This window comes from Herbaspirillum sp. RTI4 (assembly GCF_034313965.1).
GTDB lineage: Bacteria > Pseudomonadota > Gammaproteobacteria > Burkholderiales > Burkholderiaceae_D > Herbaspirillum.
On sequence record NZ_JAVIWQ010000002.1, the window covers coordinates 673637 to 687334 of the forward strand.

The 13698-nt window shown below is 47.2% G+C and carries 27 protein-coding genes; all 27 read left to right on the plus strand.

All coding sequences use genetic code 11. The features are described 5' to 3' along the window. The first annotated feature begins 3 nt into the window (after nucleotides 1-3). The 27 genes from rplD (at nucleotide 4) to rplQ (ending at nucleotide 13485) form a co-directional block, all read left to right on the plus strand. Nucleotides 4-624 carry a 50S ribosomal protein L4 gene (gene rplD, locus RGU70_RS03195; protein ID WP_322207968.1) on the plus strand — a complete coding sequence of 207 codons (621 nt, stop codon included), beginning with the start codon at nucleotides 4-6 and terminating at the stop codon, nucleotides 622-624. Further along, complete coding sequence (gene rplW, locus RGU70_RS03200) at nucleotides 621-938, plus strand: 50S ribosomal protein L23 (protein ID WP_322207969.1); 318 nt, start codon at nucleotides 621-623, stop codon at nucleotides 936-938. Before rplD ends, rplW begins: the two co-directional genes overlap by 4 nt. After that, nucleotides 938-1765 carry a 50S ribosomal protein L2 gene (gene rplB / locus RGU70_RS03205; RefSeq protein WP_322207970.1) on the plus strand — a complete coding sequence of 276 codons (828 nt, stop codon included), beginning with the start codon at nucleotides 938-940 and terminating at the stop codon, nucleotides 1763-1765. Before rplW ends, rplB begins: the two co-directional genes overlap by 1 nt. A gap of 10 nt (nucleotides 1766-1775) precedes the next feature. Next, complete coding sequence (gene rpsS / locus RGU70_RS03210; RefSeq protein WP_322207971.1) at nucleotides 1776-2051, plus strand: 30S ribosomal protein S19; 276 nt, start codon at nucleotides 1776-1778, stop codon at nucleotides 2049-2051. A 6-nt stretch (nucleotides 2052-2057) separates the two neighbouring features. Continuing rightward, nucleotides 2058-2390 (plus strand): 50S ribosomal protein L22, encoded by a 333-nt coding sequence (gene rplV, locus RGU70_RS03215; protein WP_322207972.1) that lies wholly within the window; start codon nucleotides 2058-2060, stop codon nucleotides 2388-2390. Between the two features lie 9 nt (nucleotides 2391-2399). Next, nucleotides 2400-3245 carry a 30S ribosomal protein S3 gene (rpsC, locus tag RGU70_RS03220; protein ID WP_322207973.1) on the plus strand — a complete coding sequence of 282 codons (846 nt, stop codon included), beginning with the start codon at nucleotides 2400-2402 and terminating at the stop codon, nucleotides 3243-3245. A gap of 2 nt (nucleotides 3246-3247) precedes the next feature. Next, nucleotides 3248-3667 (plus strand): 50S ribosomal protein L16, encoded by a 420-nt coding sequence (gene rplP, locus RGU70_RS03225; protein WP_322207974.1) that lies wholly within the window; start codon nucleotides 3248-3250, stop codon nucleotides 3665-3667. A 12-nt stretch (nucleotides 3668-3679) separates the two neighbouring features. Next, entirely contained in the window at nucleotides 3680-3874 is a 195-nt protein-coding gene (gene rpmC, locus RGU70_RS03230; RefSeq protein ID WP_322207975.1) for a 50S ribosomal protein L29, read from the plus strand. Next, the gene (gene rpsQ / locus RGU70_RS03235; RefSeq protein ID WP_322207976.1) at nucleotides 3871-4143 is read left to right on the plus strand and encodes a 30S ribosomal protein S17; all 273 of its coding nucleotides are present in this window, start codon (nucleotides 3871-3873) and stop codon (nucleotides 4141-4143) included. Before rpmC ends, rpsQ begins: the two co-directional genes overlap by 4 nt. 186 nt (nucleotides 4144-4329) lie before the next feature. Further along, nucleotides 4330-4698, plus strand: a complete 369-nt coding sequence (gene rplN, locus RGU70_RS03240; protein ID WP_322207977.1) for a 50S ribosomal protein L14 — start codon at nucleotides 4330-4332, stop codon at nucleotides 4696-4698. A 9-nt stretch (nucleotides 4699-4707) separates the two neighbouring features. Next, a complete protein-coding gene (gene rplX, locus RGU70_RS03245) occupies nucleotides 4708-5022 on the plus strand; it encodes a 50S ribosomal protein L24 (protein ID WP_322207978.1) in 315 nt (104 codons plus the stop codon). A gap of 6 nt (nucleotides 5023-5028) precedes the next feature. Next, nucleotides 5029-5568 carry a 50S ribosomal protein L5 gene (gene rplE / locus RGU70_RS03250; RefSeq protein ID WP_322207979.1) on the plus strand — a complete coding sequence of 180 codons (540 nt, stop codon included), beginning with the start codon at nucleotides 5029-5031 and terminating at the stop codon, nucleotides 5566-5568. 7 nt (nucleotides 5569-5575) lie between these two features. Beyond that, nucleotides 5576-5881 carry a 30S ribosomal protein S14 gene (gene rpsN, locus RGU70_RS03255; protein WP_322207980.1) on the plus strand — a complete coding sequence of 102 codons (306 nt, stop codon included), beginning with the start codon at nucleotides 5576-5578 and terminating at the stop codon, nucleotides 5879-5881. Nucleotides 5882-5894: 13 nt separating this feature from the next. Then, the gene (gene rpsH, locus RGU70_RS03260) at nucleotides 5895-6290 is read left to right on the plus strand and encodes a 30S ribosomal protein S8 (protein ID WP_322207981.1); all 396 of its coding nucleotides are present in this window, start codon (nucleotides 5895-5897) and stop codon (nucleotides 6288-6290) included. A 10-nt stretch (nucleotides 6291-6300) separates the two neighbouring features. Next, a complete protein-coding gene (gene rplF / locus RGU70_RS03265; protein WP_322207982.1) occupies nucleotides 6301-6834 on the plus strand; it encodes a 50S ribosomal protein L6 in 534 nt (177 codons plus the stop codon). A gap of 9 nt (nucleotides 6835-6843) precedes the next feature. Next, complete coding sequence (gene rplR / locus RGU70_RS03270; protein ID WP_322207983.1) at nucleotides 6844-7206, plus strand: 50S ribosomal protein L18; 363 nt, start codon at nucleotides 6844-6846, stop codon at nucleotides 7204-7206. A gap of 11 nt (nucleotides 7207-7217) precedes the next feature. Beyond that, a complete protein-coding gene (gene rpsE / locus RGU70_RS03275; RefSeq protein ID WP_322207984.1) occupies nucleotides 7218-7736 on the plus strand; it encodes a 30S ribosomal protein S5 in 519 nt (172 codons plus the stop codon). An 11-nt stretch (nucleotides 7737-7747) separates the two neighbouring features. Further along, nucleotides 7748-7927 (plus strand): 50S ribosomal protein L30, encoded by a 180-nt coding sequence (gene rpmD / locus RGU70_RS03280; RefSeq protein WP_322207985.1) that lies wholly within the window; start codon nucleotides 7748-7750, stop codon nucleotides 7925-7927. Between the two features lie 26 nt (nucleotides 7928-7953). After that, nucleotides 7954-8385, plus strand: coding sequence for a 50S ribosomal protein L15 (rplO, locus tag RGU70_RS03285; RefSeq protein WP_322207986.1), 432 nt, complete (start codon nucleotides 7954-7956; stop codon nucleotides 8383-8385). Between the two features lie 25 nt (nucleotides 8386-8410). Beyond that, a complete protein-coding gene (secY, locus tag RGU70_RS03290; protein ID WP_322207987.1) occupies nucleotides 8411-9742 on the plus strand; it encodes a preprotein translocase subunit SecY in 1332 nt (443 codons plus the stop codon). Nucleotides 9743-9776: 34 nt separating this feature from the next. Further along, nucleotides 9777-9995, plus strand: coding sequence for a translation initiation factor IF-1 (infA, locus tag RGU70_RS03295; RefSeq protein WP_014004414.1), 219 nt, complete (start codon nucleotides 9777-9779; stop codon nucleotides 9993-9995). Nucleotides 9996-10033: 38 nt separating this feature from the next. Beyond that, nucleotides 10034-10147, plus strand: coding sequence for a 50S ribosomal protein L36 (gene rpmJ / locus RGU70_RS03300; RefSeq protein ID WP_322207988.1), 114 nt, complete (start codon nucleotides 10034-10036; stop codon nucleotides 10145-10147). Between the two features lie 28 nt (nucleotides 10148-10175). Then, the gene (rpsM, locus tag RGU70_RS03305; protein WP_322207989.1) at nucleotides 10176-10541 is read left to right on the plus strand and encodes a 30S ribosomal protein S13; all 366 of its coding nucleotides are present in this window, start codon (nucleotides 10176-10178) and stop codon (nucleotides 10539-10541) included. 45 nt (nucleotides 10542-10586) lie between these two features. Next, on the plus strand, nucleotides 10587-10991 hold the full coding sequence (gene rpsK, locus RGU70_RS03310; protein ID WP_322207990.1) for a 30S ribosomal protein S11: 405 nt from the start codon (nucleotides 10587-10589) through the stop codon (nucleotides 10989-10991). Nucleotides 10992-11143: 152 nt separating this feature from the next. Then, nucleotides 11144-11767 carry a 30S ribosomal protein S4 gene (gene rpsD, locus RGU70_RS03315; protein WP_322207991.1) on the plus strand — a complete coding sequence of 208 codons (624 nt, stop codon included), beginning with the start codon at nucleotides 11144-11146 and terminating at the stop codon, nucleotides 11765-11767. Nucleotides 11768-11944: 177 nt separating this feature from the next. Continuing rightward, nucleotides 11945-12922 carry a DNA-directed RNA polymerase subunit alpha gene (locus RGU70_RS03320; RefSeq protein ID WP_322207992.1) on the plus strand — a complete coding sequence of 326 codons (978 nt, stop codon included), beginning with the start codon at nucleotides 11945-11947 and terminating at the stop codon, nucleotides 12920-12922. 167 nt (nucleotides 12923-13089) lie between these two features. Then, entirely contained in the window at nucleotides 13090-13485 is a 396-nt protein-coding gene (rplQ, locus tag RGU70_RS03325; protein WP_322207993.1) for a 50S ribosomal protein L17, read from the plus strand. The last annotated feature ends 213 nt before the right edge of the window (nucleotides 13486-13698 follow it).

A 13698-nucleotide genomic window follows, 5' to 3' on the forward strand; every position in this document is an offset into this window, starting at 1 on the left:
GCGATGGAACTCAAGCTCCTAAATGAACAAGGTCAGGCGTCATCCAATGTTGCGGCTCCCGATACAATTTTCGCTCGTGACTATAACGAAGCGTTAATTCATCAGGTCGTGGTTGCGTACCAAGCGAATGCACGTAGCGGTAACCGCAAACAAAAAGACCGTGATGAAGTTCATCACACAACTAAAAAACCGTGGCGTCAAAAAGGTACTGGCCGCGCTCGTGCTGGTATGTCTTCTTCGCCGCTATGGCGTGGGGGTGGACGTATTTTCCCGAATTCCCCGGACGAAAATTTCACTCACAAAGTTAACAAGAAGATGTATCGGGCAGGTGTCTGTTCGATCTTGTCTCAGTTGGCTCGTGAAGGTCGCCTGTCAATCGTTGAGAGTTTCAATGTTGAAGCGCCTAAGACCAAGTTGTTGTCGCAAAAATTGAAAGGCATGGGACTGGATTCCGTGTTGATCATTACCGATAATGTGGCAGAAAATTTGCTGCTGGCTGCGCGCAATTTGCCTGGTGTTTTGATCGTTGAGCCTGGTCAGGCCGATCCCGTATCGTTGGTACACTACAAGACGGTATTGATCACCAAGCTTGCATTGGCTAAGATTGAGGAGTTGCTGGCATGAACGCAAACGTTAAATATAGCGAAGAGCGCTTGATGAAAGTGCTGTTGGCGCCGGTAATTTCCGAAAAGTCAACTTTCATTGCTGAGAAAAATGAGCAAGTCATTTTCCTGGTGACGAAAGATGCTACCAAGCTTGAGGTTAAGGCTGCGGTGGAGTTGTTATTCAAGGTTGAGGTCGAGTCCGTTCAAGTTGCTAATCGTATCGGTAAGCAAAAACGTTCAGGCCGTACCATGGGTCGCCGTAATCACACTCGCCGTGCTTTCGTAAGCTTGAAGCCGGGTCAAGAAATCAACTTTACCGAGGAGGCTAAATAATGGCACTCGTAAAAGTAAAGCCAACGTCGCCAGGTCGGCGTGGTATGGTCAAAGTAGTAAATAGCGATTTATATAAAGGTCGTCCGTTTGCTGCATTGATCGAAAAGAAATCTAAGACTGCAGGTCGAAATAATAATGGTCATATCACCACACGCCATATAGGCGGTGGTCATAAGCAGCATTATCGTGTAGTCGACTTCCGTCGTAATAAAGATGGTATTCCGGCAAAAGTCGAACGTATTGAATACGATCCTAACCGGACAGCGCATATTGCATTGCTATGTTATGCAGATGGTGAGCGTAAGTACATCATTGCACCAAAGGGTCTGGCAGTCGGTGACCAGTTGTTAAGCGGTTCCGAAGCGCCAATTAAGTCTGGTAATACTTTGCCGATTCGCAATATCCCGGTTGGTACAACAATTCACTGTGTGGAAATGTTGCCCGGCAAGGGTGCGCAAATGGCTCGTACAGCTGGCGCGGGCGTTGTTCTGATGGCTCGTGAAGGCACATATGCTCAGGTTCGTTTGCGATCTGGTGAAGTTCGCCGCGTGCATATAGAATGCCGCGCTACCATCGGTGAAGTGGGTAATGGCGAGCACAATCTGCGCAAAATCGGTAAAGCTGGCGCAATGCGCTGGCGCGGTGTTCGTCCTACCGTTCGCGGTGTGGTGATGAATCCTGTCGATCACCCGCATGGTGGTGGTGAAGGTAAAACGGCGGCTGGTCGTCATCCGGTTTCGCCGTGGGGTCAACAGACCAAGGGCAAGAAGACTCGCCGTAACAAGCGCACGACTTCAATGATCGTCTCTCGCCGCGGCAAGAAATAAGGAATAGAACATGACTCGCTCATTGAAAAAAGGGCCGTTTTGCGATGCTCACTTGGTAAAAAAAGTGGAAACTGCGCAAGCGACTAAAGATAAAAAGCCGATCAAAACCTGGTCGCGTCGTTCCACCATCATGCCTGATTTTATTGGCCTGACAATTGCGGTTCATAACGGTAAGTTGCACATACCCGTTTATGTTTCGGAAAATATGGTTGGTCATAAGCTCGGCGAATTCGCGCTGACCCGTACGTTTAAGGGTCACGCGGCAGACAGGAAGGCTAAGAAATAAGGCCCTATGATGGAAACTAAAGCTACCCTCCGCGGTGTACATCTTTCGGCGCAAAAAGGCCGTTTGGTTGCCGATCTGATTCGCGGCAAAAAAGTTGATCAGGCTCTAAATATCTTGACCTTCAGTCCTAAAAAAGGTGCTGTCATTATCAAAAAGGTTCTGGAATCCGCAATTGCGAATGCCGAACATAATGATGGTGCAGACATCGACGAACTGAAGATTACGACCATTTATGTCGAAAAAGGTACGGTCCTTAAGCGCTTCACAGCGCGAGCAAAAGGCCGTGGTGATCGTATTTCCAAGCAATCCTGTCACATCTATGTGACTGTTGGAAACTAAGGAGTCACGATGGGACAGAAAATACATCCAACCGGTTTTCGCCTGGCAGTAACGCGCAACTGGGGTTCACGTTGGTATGCAGGCAATAGTAATTTTGCTGAAATGCTGATTGAAGATCTTAAAGTACGTGCTTATCTGAAGACAAAACTGAAGAACGCTTCCGTTGGCCGGGTTGTTATTGAGCGCCCAGCCAAGAATGCTCGTATTACAATTTATAGCTCCCGCCCGGGCGTTGTAATTGGTAAAAAAGGCGAAGACATTGAAGTGTTGAAGACAGCATTAGGCAAATTGATGGGCGTACCTGTCCACGTCAATATCGAAGAAATTCGTAAGCCTGAAGCTGATGCACAATTGATTGCAGATTCAATTGCACAGCAGCTCGAAAAACGCATCATGTTTCGCCGAGCAATGAAACGTGCGATGCAAAATGCGATGCGTTTGGGTGCTCAGGGTATCAAGATCATGTCGTCGGGTCGTTTAAACGGTATTGAGATAGCTCGTAAGGAATGGTATCGCGAAGGTCGCGTTCCCCTCCATACGCTGCGTGCAGATATCGACTATGGTTTTGGTGAGGCACAAACTACATACGGCATCATCGGGATCAAGGTTTGGGTTTACAAGGGTGATCGTCTTGCAAATGGCGATTCGCCTGTGCTCGAAGGTTCGCTGGACGATGACAAAAAACGTCGCGGTCCGCGTCGTGATGATGGTAAGCCTGGTGCTCGTCCTCGTCCTAAAACTGGTATCGCTGCGCCAGCTTCTGCGCCTAGTGCAAATGCCGGTGTCAAACGAGTGCGGACGGCAAAACCCGCCGATGCTGAAACTGTAGTTTTGGCTGAGAAAGCAGGAGAATAATCATGCTGCAACCAGCACGTAGAAAATATCGTAAAGAGCAAAAAGGTCGCAACACAGGCATATCCCATTCACGTGGTACTGCCGTGTCGTTTGGTGAATTTGGGCTTAAAGCTGTGGGTCGCGGTCGTATCACTGCCCGTCAAATTGAAGCGGCTCGCCGAGCGATGACCCGCCACATTAAGCGTGGTGGTCGTATTTGGATTCGCGTATTTCCGGACAAGCCAATTTCCCAAAAGCCTGCCGAAGTACGTATGGGTAATGGTAAAGGTAATCCAGAGTATTACGTGGCAGAAATTCAGCCAGGTAAGGTTCTGTACGAGATGGACGGCGTCGACGAAACTCTGGCCCGTGAAGCGTTTCGCTTGGCAGCAGCCAAATTGCCTTTGTCGACGACTTTTGTTGTTCGTCAAGTCGGTCAATAACAGGAGCGGAACATGAATGTAGCAGAACTCCGCGGTAAAGACGAAGCGGCGCTGGCCAAAGAATTGCATGAGTTATTAAAAGCGCAATTTAGCTTGCGCATGCAAGTGGCTACGCAGCAATTGAACAATACTGCGCAATTGAAAAAAGTACGTCGCGACATCGCACGTGTAAAGACAGTCATCAATTCAAAGGATGGACAACAATGAACGATACAGTGAAACAGGCGCTGAAGCGCACGCTGATTGGCAAAGTTGTATCAGACAAAATGGATAAGACTGTTACGGTGTTGATTGAACGTCACGTAAAACATCCCCTGTACGGGAAGATCATTATGCGTACGAATAAGTACCATGCACATGATGAATCTAACCAGGTCAAGGAAGGCGACACTGTAGAGATTCAAGAAGGTCGTCCAGTTTCCAAGACTAAAGCTTGGAGTGTGACGCGTGTTGTTCAGGCAGCACAAATAGTTTAAGTTATCCTTGCATGTATGGTACTTAGCTGCCATAATGCTCAGCTCTTCTTTTGCTTTGTGAAGTTTTGTAAAAGAGATCGCAAAAGTTTACCGTCCCCTAAAAATCAGTTAGCTGATTTACAGGACCAAGACTGACCGCGCTGCACATTGTGTGCAGTTAGCGGATTAAGTTGGGAAAGAAAATATATGATTCAGACAGAAAGCCGGCTAGAAGTGGCCGACAATACTGGTGCGCGCGAAGTTCTGTGCATTAAAGTGTTGGGTGGTTCGCGGCGCCGTTATGCAGGAATTGGTGATGTGATCAAGGTCACAGTCAAGAGCGCGGCTCCTCGTGGGCGCGTCAAAAAAGGTGAGATTTACAATGCCGTAGTGGTTCGTACTGCTAAAGGCGTGCGTCGTCCTGATGGTTCCTTGGTTAAATTCGACAGCAATGCTGCCGTGTTGCTTAATGCCAAGCTTGAGCCAATTGGTACTCGTATTTTTGGACCGGTTACTCGTGAGTTGCGCACCGAGCGCTTCATGAAAATCGTGTCTTTGGCCCCTGAAGTTCTGTAAGGATAGGTCATGGGAAAGATTCGTACAAACGATGAAGTCGTCGTATTGACCGGCAAAGATAAGGGCAAGCGCGGAATCGTCTCGCAGCGTGTCAGTGCCGATTATATTGTTGTCGAGGGCGTTAATGTTGTGAAAAAAGCAACTAAGCCTAATCCGATGACTGGCGCAACAGGTGGCATCGTCGATAAGTTGATGCCAATTCATGTGTCTAATGTGGCTTTGTATAATGCTGCATCAGGCAAGGCAGATCGCGTGGCTTTTAAGCAAGTGGACGGTAAGAAAGTCCGCACTTATCAGTCCACCGGCGAAGCAGTTAAGGTTTAAGAGATCATGGCTCGTCTCCAGGAATTTTATAAAGCAAAAGTCGTTGCTGATTTGACTGCTAAATTTGCATACAAATCTGTGATGGAAGTGCCGCGTATTCTGAAAATCACTTTAAATATGGGTTTGTCGGAAGCGGTAGCGGACAAGAAAATTATTGAGCATGCTGTTGGTGATTTGACAAAGATTGCAGGTCAGAAGCCAGTGGTAACTAAAGCGCGTAAAGCTATTGCGGGCTTCAAGATCCGTGAGGGTTATCCAATTGGTTGTATGGTAACTTTGCGTGGCGCTCAGATGTATGAGTTCTTGGATCGCTTTATTACAGTTGCTTTGCCACGTGTTCGGGATTTTCGGGGTGTCTCCGGTCGCGCATTCGATGGTCGTGGAAACTATAATATCGGCGTAAAAGAGCAAATTATTTTCCCCGAAATTGAGTACGACAAAATTGACGCTTTGCGTGGGCTTAACATCAGCATCACGACGACAGCGAAGACCGACGATGAAGCGAAAGCGCTTCTCGCCGCATTTAAATTTCCGTTCAGAAACTGAGGCTGCCATGGCAAAGTTGGCACTGATTAACCGTGAACAAAAGCGTGCAGACCTGGTAAAGAAATATGCTGGGAAGCGTGCTGCGTTAAAGGCAATCATTGATGATCAATCAAAATCGGAAGAAGAACGTTACGAAGCGCGTCTGAAGTTGCAGTCGTTGCCGCGTAACTCTGCTCCGACGCGTCAGCGTAACCGTTGTGCATTGACAGGTCGTCCACGTGGAACATTCCGTAAATTCGGATTGGGCCGTATTAAAGTCCGTGAATTCGCCATGCGTGGTGAGATTCCGGGTATGACAAAAGCCAGCTGGTAATAGGAGAACCGCAATGAGTATGAGTGATCCTATCGCCGATATGTTGACACGTATCCGCAATGCCCAAGTCGTTCAAAAAGTATCAGTTGCCATGCCCTCCTCGAAAGTGAAGATCGCAATTGCCAATGTCCTTAAGGATGAAGGTTATATTGAAGATTTTGCAGTAGTCGAGGCTGGTGGTAAGGCTGAGCTGAAGATCGGTTTGAAATATTATGCAGGTCGTCCAGTTATCGAGCGTATTGAGCGTGTGTCACGCCCTGGTTTGCGTATCTATAAAGGCAAAGATGATATCCCGAACGTGATGAACGGTCTGGGTGTTGCAATTGTCTCAACGCCGCGCGGTGTGATGACAGATCGCAAAGCGCGCGCTACCGGTGTCGGTGGCGAAGTGATTTGCTACGTAGCTTAAGGAGTGCAATATGTCTCGTGTTGGTAAAATGCCGATTGCACTGCCTAAAGATGCCGAAGCAATCATCACAGCAGCGCAGATCGTAGTAAAAGGACCATTAGGTACATTGACACAACGTCTTACTGACAAGGTAAAAGTTGCAAATGTTGATGGCACACTGAGTTTCGATGTTGCCGACGATAGTCGTGAAGCAAATGCAATGTCTGGAACCCTACGTGCATTAGTAAACAACATGGTTCATGGTGTGACTAAGGGTTTTGAACGTAAGCTGAACTTAGTAGGCGTGGGTTTTCGTGCGCAAGCGCAAGGTGATAAATTAAATTTGTCACTAGGCTTTTCGCACCCTATCGTACATCAGATGCCGCATGGCATTAAGTGCGAGACACCGACTCAGACTGAGATCTTAATTAAAGGTATCGACCGTCAGGTAGTTGGACAGGTCGCCGCTGAAATTCGTGCATATCGTGAGCCAGAGCCCTACAAGGGTAAGGGCGTACGTTATTCGGATGAAGTGGTCGTACTCAAAGAAACCAAGAAGAAGTAAGGGTTGACGATGGACAAGAAACAATCACGTCTGCGGCGCGCGACTCAAACCCGGGCGAAGATCGCAGAACTAAAAGTAAACCGTCTTGCGGTTCATCGCACCAATACGCATATCTATGCCAGCATCATTGGCCCAGATGCAAGCATATTGGCTTCGGCTTCAACACTCGAGGCGGAAGTTCGTCAGCTGTTGGCGGGTCAATCGGGTAAGGGCGGTAATGCCGCTGCGGCTTCCCTTGTAGGCAAGCGAGTTGCTGAAAAAGCGTTGCAAGCTGGAGTAACCGAGGTAGCTTTTGATCGCTCCGGTTTCCGTTATCACGGTCGCGTCAAGGCGTTAGCTGAAGCTGCGCGTGAAGCCGGCCTGAAGTTCTAAGGAAAATCATCATGGCAAAAATGCAATCCAAGATGCAAAGCGATAAGCCAGATGATGGCATGCGCGAAAAAATGATCGCTGTTAATCGTGTTACCAAGGTTGTTAAGGGTGGCCGGATCATGGGTTTCGCTGCGCTCGCAGTGGTCGGTGACGGCGATGGTCGCATTGGCATGGGTAAGGGTAAATCAAAAGAAGTTCCAGTTGCTGTTCAAAAGGCAATGGAAGAAGCTCGTCGCAAGATGATCAAAGTGACGTTGAAAAACGGCACTCTTCAGCATACGGTAACAGGCAAGCACGGAGCGTCGTCAGTTTTGATGTCTCCAGCCAAGGATGGTACCGGTGTGATTGCTGGTGGTCCCATGCGTGCGATTTTTGAGGTGATGGGTGTGACCAATGTGGTGGCTAAGTCGAATGGATCGACTAATCCCTACAATATGGTGCGCGCTACAATCGATGGTTTGTCAAAAATGAATACTCCTTCTGAGATCGCTGCCAAGCGCGGTAAGTCAGTTGAAGACATTCTGGGCTGAGGTGATACAAAATGGTTAATAAAATCAAAGTCCAGTTGGTTAAAGGATTGATCGGTACTCGCGAGTCTCATCGTGCAACCGTGCGTGGACTTGGTCTGCGCAGGATGAACTCTATATCTGAGCTTGAAGATACTCCATCGGTGCGCGGAATGATCAACAAAGTATCGTATCTTGTGAAAGTTGTTTCGTAAGCTGAGGCTTACGAACGGAGCAAATTATGGAATTGAATACGATTCAACCAGCTGAAGGCGCAAAGCATTACAAGCGTCGTGTTGGTCGCGGTATTGGATCCGGCTTGGGTAAAACTGCCGGCCGTGGTCATAAGGGCCAAAAATCTCGTTCTGGTGGTTTTCATAAAGTCGGTTTTGAAGGCGGTCAAATGCCTTTGCAGCGCCGACTGCCGAAGCGTGGTTTTAAATCCTTAGCAACACCTTACAAAGCTGAAGTTCGTCTTTCGGATCTGGAAGCCTTGCCAGTTAGCGAAGTTGACATCCTGGCATTGAAACAAGCTGGTGTTGTTTCTCAATTGGCGCGAGTTGTTCGCATCATCCTTTCTGGCGAACTGACTAAAAAAGTTAACGTCAAGGGTTTGATTGCAACTAAAGGTGCTAAAGCTGCGATTGAAGCTCTTGGTGGATCTGTTGCCTAATTTTAAGTTTGACGCGGAGCTTTAATTGGCTACTACACCACAGCTTGCAAAAAGTGCGACAAAAGGTTTTCCTTGGAATCGCCTTTGGTTCTTACTGTCTGCGTTGGTGGTATACCGTATCGGGGCTCATATCCCTGTCCCTGGAATTGATCCTACCCAACTGGCGCAGCTATTTCGCCAGAATCAGGGTGGCATCTTGGGCATGTTTAACATGTTCTCTGGTGGCGCATTATCACGATTTACGATATTTGCGTTGGGTATCATGCCGTACATATCGGCATCGATCATCATGCAGTTGATGTCGGTGGTTTCTCCTCAGCTGGAGGCGCTTAAAAAGGAAGGTGAGTCCGGTCGTCGTAAGATTACTCAATATACTCGCTACGGAACTCTGCTCCTAGCAACCTTCCAGGCACTTGGTATTGCTGTTGCTCTTGAGTCGCAGGCTGGGCTCGTACTGGATCCTGGACTTGCTTTTCGCTTAACAACAGTAGTTACGTTGCTAACTGGAACTATGTTTTTGATGTGGTTGGGTGAGCAAATTACTGAACGTGGACTTGGCAACGGTATCTCTATTATCATCTTTGCCGGTATTGCGGCTGGTCTTCCAAACGCACTTGGCGGATTGTTTGAGCTAGTCCGGACGGGATCTATGAACGCGTTATCTGCAATTTTGATTTGTTTGATAGTTGCGCTTGTTACTTTCGTTGTCGTTTTTATTGAGCGTGGCCAGAGAAAAATTCTTGTTAATTATGCAAAAAGGCAAGTTGGGAACAAAATTTATGGAGGTCAAAGTAGTCACTTGCCTCTAAAGCTTAATATGGCAGGTGTAATTCCTCCTATTTTTGCTTCATCAATTATCCTGTTTCCTGCAACGATTACTAGTTGGTTTACTTCAGGCGAAACATCGAATTCTTTCGTTCGATTCCTCAAGGATCTTGCTGCTTCGATGGCCCCTGGTGAGCCGATCCATGCCTTGTTGTATGCCATTGCGATTGTTTTTTTCTGTTTTTTCTATACTGCGCTTGTTTTCAATAGTAAAGAAACAGCGGATAACCTTAAGAAGAGTGGTGCTTTTGTACCAGGAATTCGCCCAGGTGACCAGACTGCTCGTTATATTGACAAGATTTTGATGCGTTTGACTTTGGCTGGTGCCGTGTACATCACTTTAGTATGCTTGCTGCCTGAGTTCTTGATCGCTCGCTGGAAGGTCCCGTTCTATTTTGGCGGTACGTCTTTGCTAATTATCGTGGTGGTTACTATGGACTTTATGGCGCAAGTTCAAAATTATGTAATGTCGCAGCAGTATGATTCGTTGCTCCGCAAGGCAAATTTCAAGGGTGGTGCGTCTTCACGTTGAGTGAGACAAGCGACCAAAGGAACAAGAAGACCGAATGGCAAAAGACGATGTTATCCAGATGCAAGGTGAGATTTTAGAAAATCTCCCTAATGCAACTTTTAGAGTTAAGTTGGAGAATGGGCACATTGTGCTTGGCCATATCTCCGGAAAGATGCGTATGAATTACATTCGTATACTTCCTGGTGATAAAGTCACTGTAGAATTGACCCCCTATGATTTGAGCAGGGCACGCATTGTGTTCCGCACGAAGTAATTTGATTTGAACCAAGTATTAAAAGAAAGAGGGCCAAAATGAAAGTGCTCGCATCAATCAAGCGGCTTTGCCGCAATTGTAAAATCATCAAGCGCAAAGGCGTGGTTCGTGTTATCTGCATTGAACCGCGTCATAAACAGCGCCAAGGTTAAATTAACGTTATTGATTGAGGAATAACGCATGGCACGTATCGCAGGGGTAAACATCCCAAATCATCAGCACACTGTAATTGGTTTAACCGCTATTTATGGTGTTGGTCGCCCACGAGCGCAAGAAATTTGTGCTAGTACCGGTGTTCTGACTACTAAAAAAGTTAAGGATCTGGACGATAACGAATTAGAAAAGCTTCGCGAGGAAATTGCAAAATTCGTCGTTGAAGGTGATTTACGTCGTGAACTTTCGATGAACATCAAGCGTTTGATGGATCTCGGCTGTTATCGTGGCATGCGCCATCGCAAAGGCTTGCCTTGCCGTGGACAACGGACTCGTACAAATGCGCGTACTCGTAAGGGTCCACGCAAAGCTGCACAGTCGCTGAAGAAATAATCCCGATAGACAGTTCGCTTAATCGTCGGATTTAAGGAAATCATTATGGCAAAAGCACCTAATAACGCCGCAGCAGCACGCGTGCGTAAAAAAGTGAAGAAGAATGTTGCTGAGGGAATCGCGCACGTTCATGCTTCCTTCAACAATACAATCATCACGATCACTGATCGTCAAGGTAACGCGCTTTCTTGGGCTACTTCTGGTGGTGCGGGTTTTAAAGGTTCGCGCAAGTCGACTCCATTTGCAGCGCAGGTAGCTGCTGAAGCCGCCGGTAAAGTTGCTGTTGAGTGCGGGATCAAGAATTTGGAAGTCCGCATCAAAGGGCCTGGCCCAGGTCGCGAATCTGCTGTGCGTGCATTGAATAATTTGGGCATCAAAATTACCCAAATTCAAGACGTTACTCCAGTTCCGCATAACGGTTGCCGTCCTCCAAAGCGTCGTCGTATCTAATTTTTAATTCCTTACAGGAATTGAAGTACATTCATTGCCCGCCGGCTTCTAGGCGGGCTTTGTTCTTAAGTCCACTGTTTGATTGTACGTAGGTCGAACTAGCGTCGGTTTCATCGTTTGATGTTCTGGCGTCATTTTTCAAAGGATTCACTGTGGCTCGTTATATTGGACCTAAAGCTAAACTTTCACGCCGTGAAGGCACTGACCTTTTTCTTAAGAGCGCACGTCGCTCATTGGATTCCAAGTGCAAACTGGATTCTAAGCCAGGTCAGCATGGTCGCACATCGGGTGCTCGTACTTCTGATTATGGTAATCAACTGCGCGAAAAGCAAAAAGTAAAGCGCATGTACGGTATTTTGGAACGTCAGTTCCGTCGCTACTTTGCTGACGCAGACCGTCGCAAGGGCAATACTGGCGAAACGCTGTTGAAATTGCTCGAAGCTCGTTTGGATAATGTGGCTTACCGTATGGGTTTTGGTTCAACTCGTGCTGAAGCTCGCCAATTGGTATCGCACAAGGCGCTTACTGTTAACGGGATTGTTGTTAATATCGCCTCCTACCAAGTCAAAGCTGGTGATGTTATTGCCATCCGTGAAAAGGCTAAGAAGCAAGTTCGTATTGCTGAAGCACTTTCTCTGGCGGAGCAAAGTGGTTTCCCTTCTTGGGTTTCGGTTGATGCTAAAAAATTGGAAGGCATTTACAAAATGTCTCCTGATCGCAGCGAAATCGCCAATGATGTCAACGAATCGTTGATCGTCGAACTTTACTCTCGTTAATTTTTGGTGCTTCGGCACTCAGGTTGATGACACGAGAATAGTATTTAGCTCGACGTTGGCTTAAATCTTCTCTGTCACGACTCATCTTTCAGGCCTGCCGTTCTTTCGGCAGGCATTTTTCGTAATGCCATCAGCCTTATCGGTGTAACGAGCCGAGGGTATTGAAGAGGACATTTCATGCAGAACAGCTTGTTGAAACCCCGAATTATTGAAGTCGAAGCGCTGGCCCCAGGTCATGCAAAAGTTGTGATGGAGCCCTTTGAGCGTGGTTACGGCCATACCTTAGGAAATGCTCTGCGTCGGGTCCTTCTCTCCTCGATGGTTGGCTATGCGCCTACAGAAGTAACAATTGCCGGTGTTGTTCATGAATATTCCTCCCTTGATGGCGTTCAAGAGGATGTCGTCGACATTCTGCTGAATCTCAAAGGTGTTGTATTTAAATTGCACAATCGCGATGAAGTTACTTTGACACTCAAAAAAGAGGGTGAAGGTGCAGTACTGGCTTCGGATATCGATTTGCCACACGATGTGGAGTTGATTAACCCTGATCACGTGATCGCGAATCTCACTGCCGGTGGCAAGTTGGACATGCAGATTAAAGTCGAAAAAGGCCGTGGCTATGTACCCGGTAATGTTCGTCGATTGAGCGAAGATACGAATAAGACTATTGGTCGCATTATTCTCGACGCTTCTTTTTCTCCTGTTCGCCGCGTTTCCTATTTCGTCGAATCTGCTCGTGTTGAGCAACGTACCGATCTGGATAAATTGATCATCAACATTGAAACTAATGGCGTGATCACTCCCGAAGAAGCAATTCGTCAATCTGCTCGCGTCTTAGTTGATCAGCTGAATGTGTTTGCTGCGCTGGAAGGTACCGAAGCTGCGCCAGAGGCTCAATCGCGCGCCCCACAAGTTGATCCAATTCTTCTGCGCCCCGTGGATGATTTGGAGTTGACAGTCCGCTCTGCGAACTGCTTGAAAGCTGAGAATATCTATTACATCGGCGATCTGATTCAGCGTAGTGAAAATGAGTTGCTCAAGACCCCAAATCTTGGTCGTAAATCATTGAATGAGATCAAGGAAGTTTTGGCAACGCGTGGTCTGACGCTGGGAATGAAATTGGAAAACTGGCCGCCAGCAGGGCTTGAAAAGTAATTTATTTGGTCTATGCCGCTGTGGGTGTAAAATCTGCCGCGGCATGTTCTTGTTGTAGGCATATATCTGTCGTATGCCAATTTAGTAGTACCTACCCCTTTGTTACCGGTCCGCGGCAATTTTTGCCGATCGAAGAACTGGAATAAAATTCAATAAAAGGAATTATCATGCGTCACCGTCACGGTCTTCGTAAGCTTAATAGAACTTCTTCCCATCGTTTGGCAATGCTGCGCAATATGACAGTATCCTTGCTGCGTCACGAAGCGATCAAAACCACTTTGCCAAAAGCAAAAGAACTGCGCCGCGTTATTGAGCCGATTCTGACACTTGGTAAAACCGACACACTGGCTAACAAGCGTCTGGCATTTAGCCGTTTGCGTGATCGCGAAATCGTCGGCAAATTGTTTTCTGTTCTTGGCCCACGTTATGCAACACGTAACGGCGGTTATTTGCGTATTTTGAAAATGGGTTTCCGCGTTGGTGATAATGCCCCAATGGCTTACATCGAACTGTTGGACCGCCCTGAAATCTCGGATGATTCCGAAGTTGAAACTGCGGAGTAAGATCGATATCAATCACGTATTGATTCGTCTATAAATTAAAGCCAGGCATTTGCCTGGCTTTATTGCTTTTAGCAGTAGTTCAAACTTGTCGTTTCATCATGTGTCCCTGTTCTTCAGGAGTGGCTCGTACTCCTGATTGAATTACTGGTTACACTTCAGTTTTTCTCTCACATCAAGATGACGTAGTGCATGGTGTGAATATCGTTGTGAATC

What these genes read in the sequence shown, in the direction of transcription:
- rplD (WP_322207968.1), top strand. Translation starts at nt 4, where the DNA reads ATGGAACTCAAGCTCCTAAATGAACAAGGTCAGGCGTCATCCAATGTT.
- rplW (WP_322207969.1), top strand. Translation starts at nt 621, where the DNA reads ATGAACGCAAACGTTAAATATAGCGAAGAGCGCTTGATGAAAGTGCTG.
- rplB (WP_322207970.1), top strand. Translation starts at nt 938, where the DNA reads ATGGCACTCGTAAAAGTAAAGCCAACGTCGCCAGGTCGGCGTGGTATG.
- rpsS (WP_322207971.1), top strand. Translation starts at nt 1,776, where the DNA reads ATGACTCGCTCATTGAAAAAAGGGCCGTTTTGCGATGCTCACTTGGTA.
- rplV (WP_322207972.1), top strand. Translation starts at nt 2,058, where the DNA reads ATGATGGAAACTAAAGCTACCCTCCGCGGTGTACATCTTTCGGCGCAA.
- rpsC (WP_322207973.1), top strand. Translation starts at nt 2,400, where the DNA reads ATGGGACAGAAAATACATCCAACCGGTTTTCGCCTGGCAGTAACGCGC.
- rplP (WP_322207974.1), top strand. Translation starts at nt 3,248, where the DNA reads ATGCTGCAACCAGCACGTAGAAAATATCGTAAAGAGCAAAAAGGTCGC.
- rpmC (WP_322207975.1), top strand. Translation starts at nt 3,680, where the DNA reads ATGAATGTAGCAGAACTCCGCGGTAAAGACGAAGCGGCGCTGGCCAAA.
- rpsQ (WP_322207976.1), top strand. Translation starts at nt 3,871, where the DNA reads ATGAACGATACAGTGAAACAGGCGCTGAAGCGCACGCTGATTGGCAAA.
- rplN (WP_322207977.1), top strand. Translation starts at nt 4,330, where the DNA reads ATGATTCAGACAGAAAGCCGGCTAGAAGTGGCCGACAATACTGGTGCG.
- rplX (WP_322207978.1), top strand. Translation starts at nt 4,708, where the DNA reads ATGGGAAAGATTCGTACAAACGATGAAGTCGTCGTATTGACCGGCAAA.
- rplE (WP_322207979.1), top strand. Translation starts at nt 5,029, where the DNA reads ATGGCTCGTCTCCAGGAATTTTATAAAGCAAAAGTCGTTGCTGATTTG.
- rpsN (WP_322207980.1), top strand. Translation starts at nt 5,576, where the DNA reads ATGGCAAAGTTGGCACTGATTAACCGTGAACAAAAGCGTGCAGACCTG.
- rpsH (WP_322207981.1), top strand. Translation starts at nt 5,895, where the DNA reads ATGAGTATGAGTGATCCTATCGCCGATATGTTGACACGTATCCGCAAT.
- rplF (WP_322207982.1), top strand. Translation starts at nt 6,301, where the DNA reads ATGTCTCGTGTTGGTAAAATGCCGATTGCACTGCCTAAAGATGCCGAA.
- rplR (WP_322207983.1), top strand. Translation starts at nt 6,844, where the DNA reads ATGGACAAGAAACAATCACGTCTGCGGCGCGCGACTCAAACCCGGGCG.
- rpsE (WP_322207984.1), top strand. Translation starts at nt 7,218, where the DNA reads ATGGCAAAAATGCAATCCAAGATGCAAAGCGATAAGCCAGATGATGGC.
- rpmD (WP_322207985.1), top strand. Translation starts at nt 7,748, where the DNA reads ATGGTTAATAAAATCAAAGTCCAGTTGGTTAAAGGATTGATCGGTACT.
- rplO (WP_322207986.1), top strand. Translation starts at nt 7,954, where the DNA reads ATGGAATTGAATACGATTCAACCAGCTGAAGGCGCAAAGCATTACAAG.
- infA (WP_014004414.1), top strand. Translation starts at nt 9,777, where the DNA reads ATGGCAAAAGACGATGTTATCCAGATGCAAGGTGAGATTTTAGAAAAT.
- rpmJ (WP_322207988.1), top strand. Translation starts at nt 10,034, where the DNA reads ATGAAAGTGCTCGCATCAATCAAGCGGCTTTGCCGCAATTGTAAAATC.
- rpsM (WP_322207989.1), top strand. Translation starts at nt 10,176, where the DNA reads ATGGCACGTATCGCAGGGGTAAACATCCCAAATCATCAGCACACTGTA.
- rpsK (WP_322207990.1), top strand. Translation starts at nt 10,587, where the DNA reads ATGGCAAAAGCACCTAATAACGCCGCAGCAGCACGCGTGCGTAAAAAA.
- RGU70_RS03320 (WP_322207992.1), top strand. Translation starts at nt 11,945, where the DNA reads ATGCAGAACAGCTTGTTGAAACCCCGAATTATTGAAGTCGAAGCGCTG.
- rplQ (WP_322207993.1), top strand. Translation starts at nt 13,090, where the DNA reads ATGCGTCACCGTCACGGTCTTCGTAAGCTTAATAGAACTTCTTCCCAT.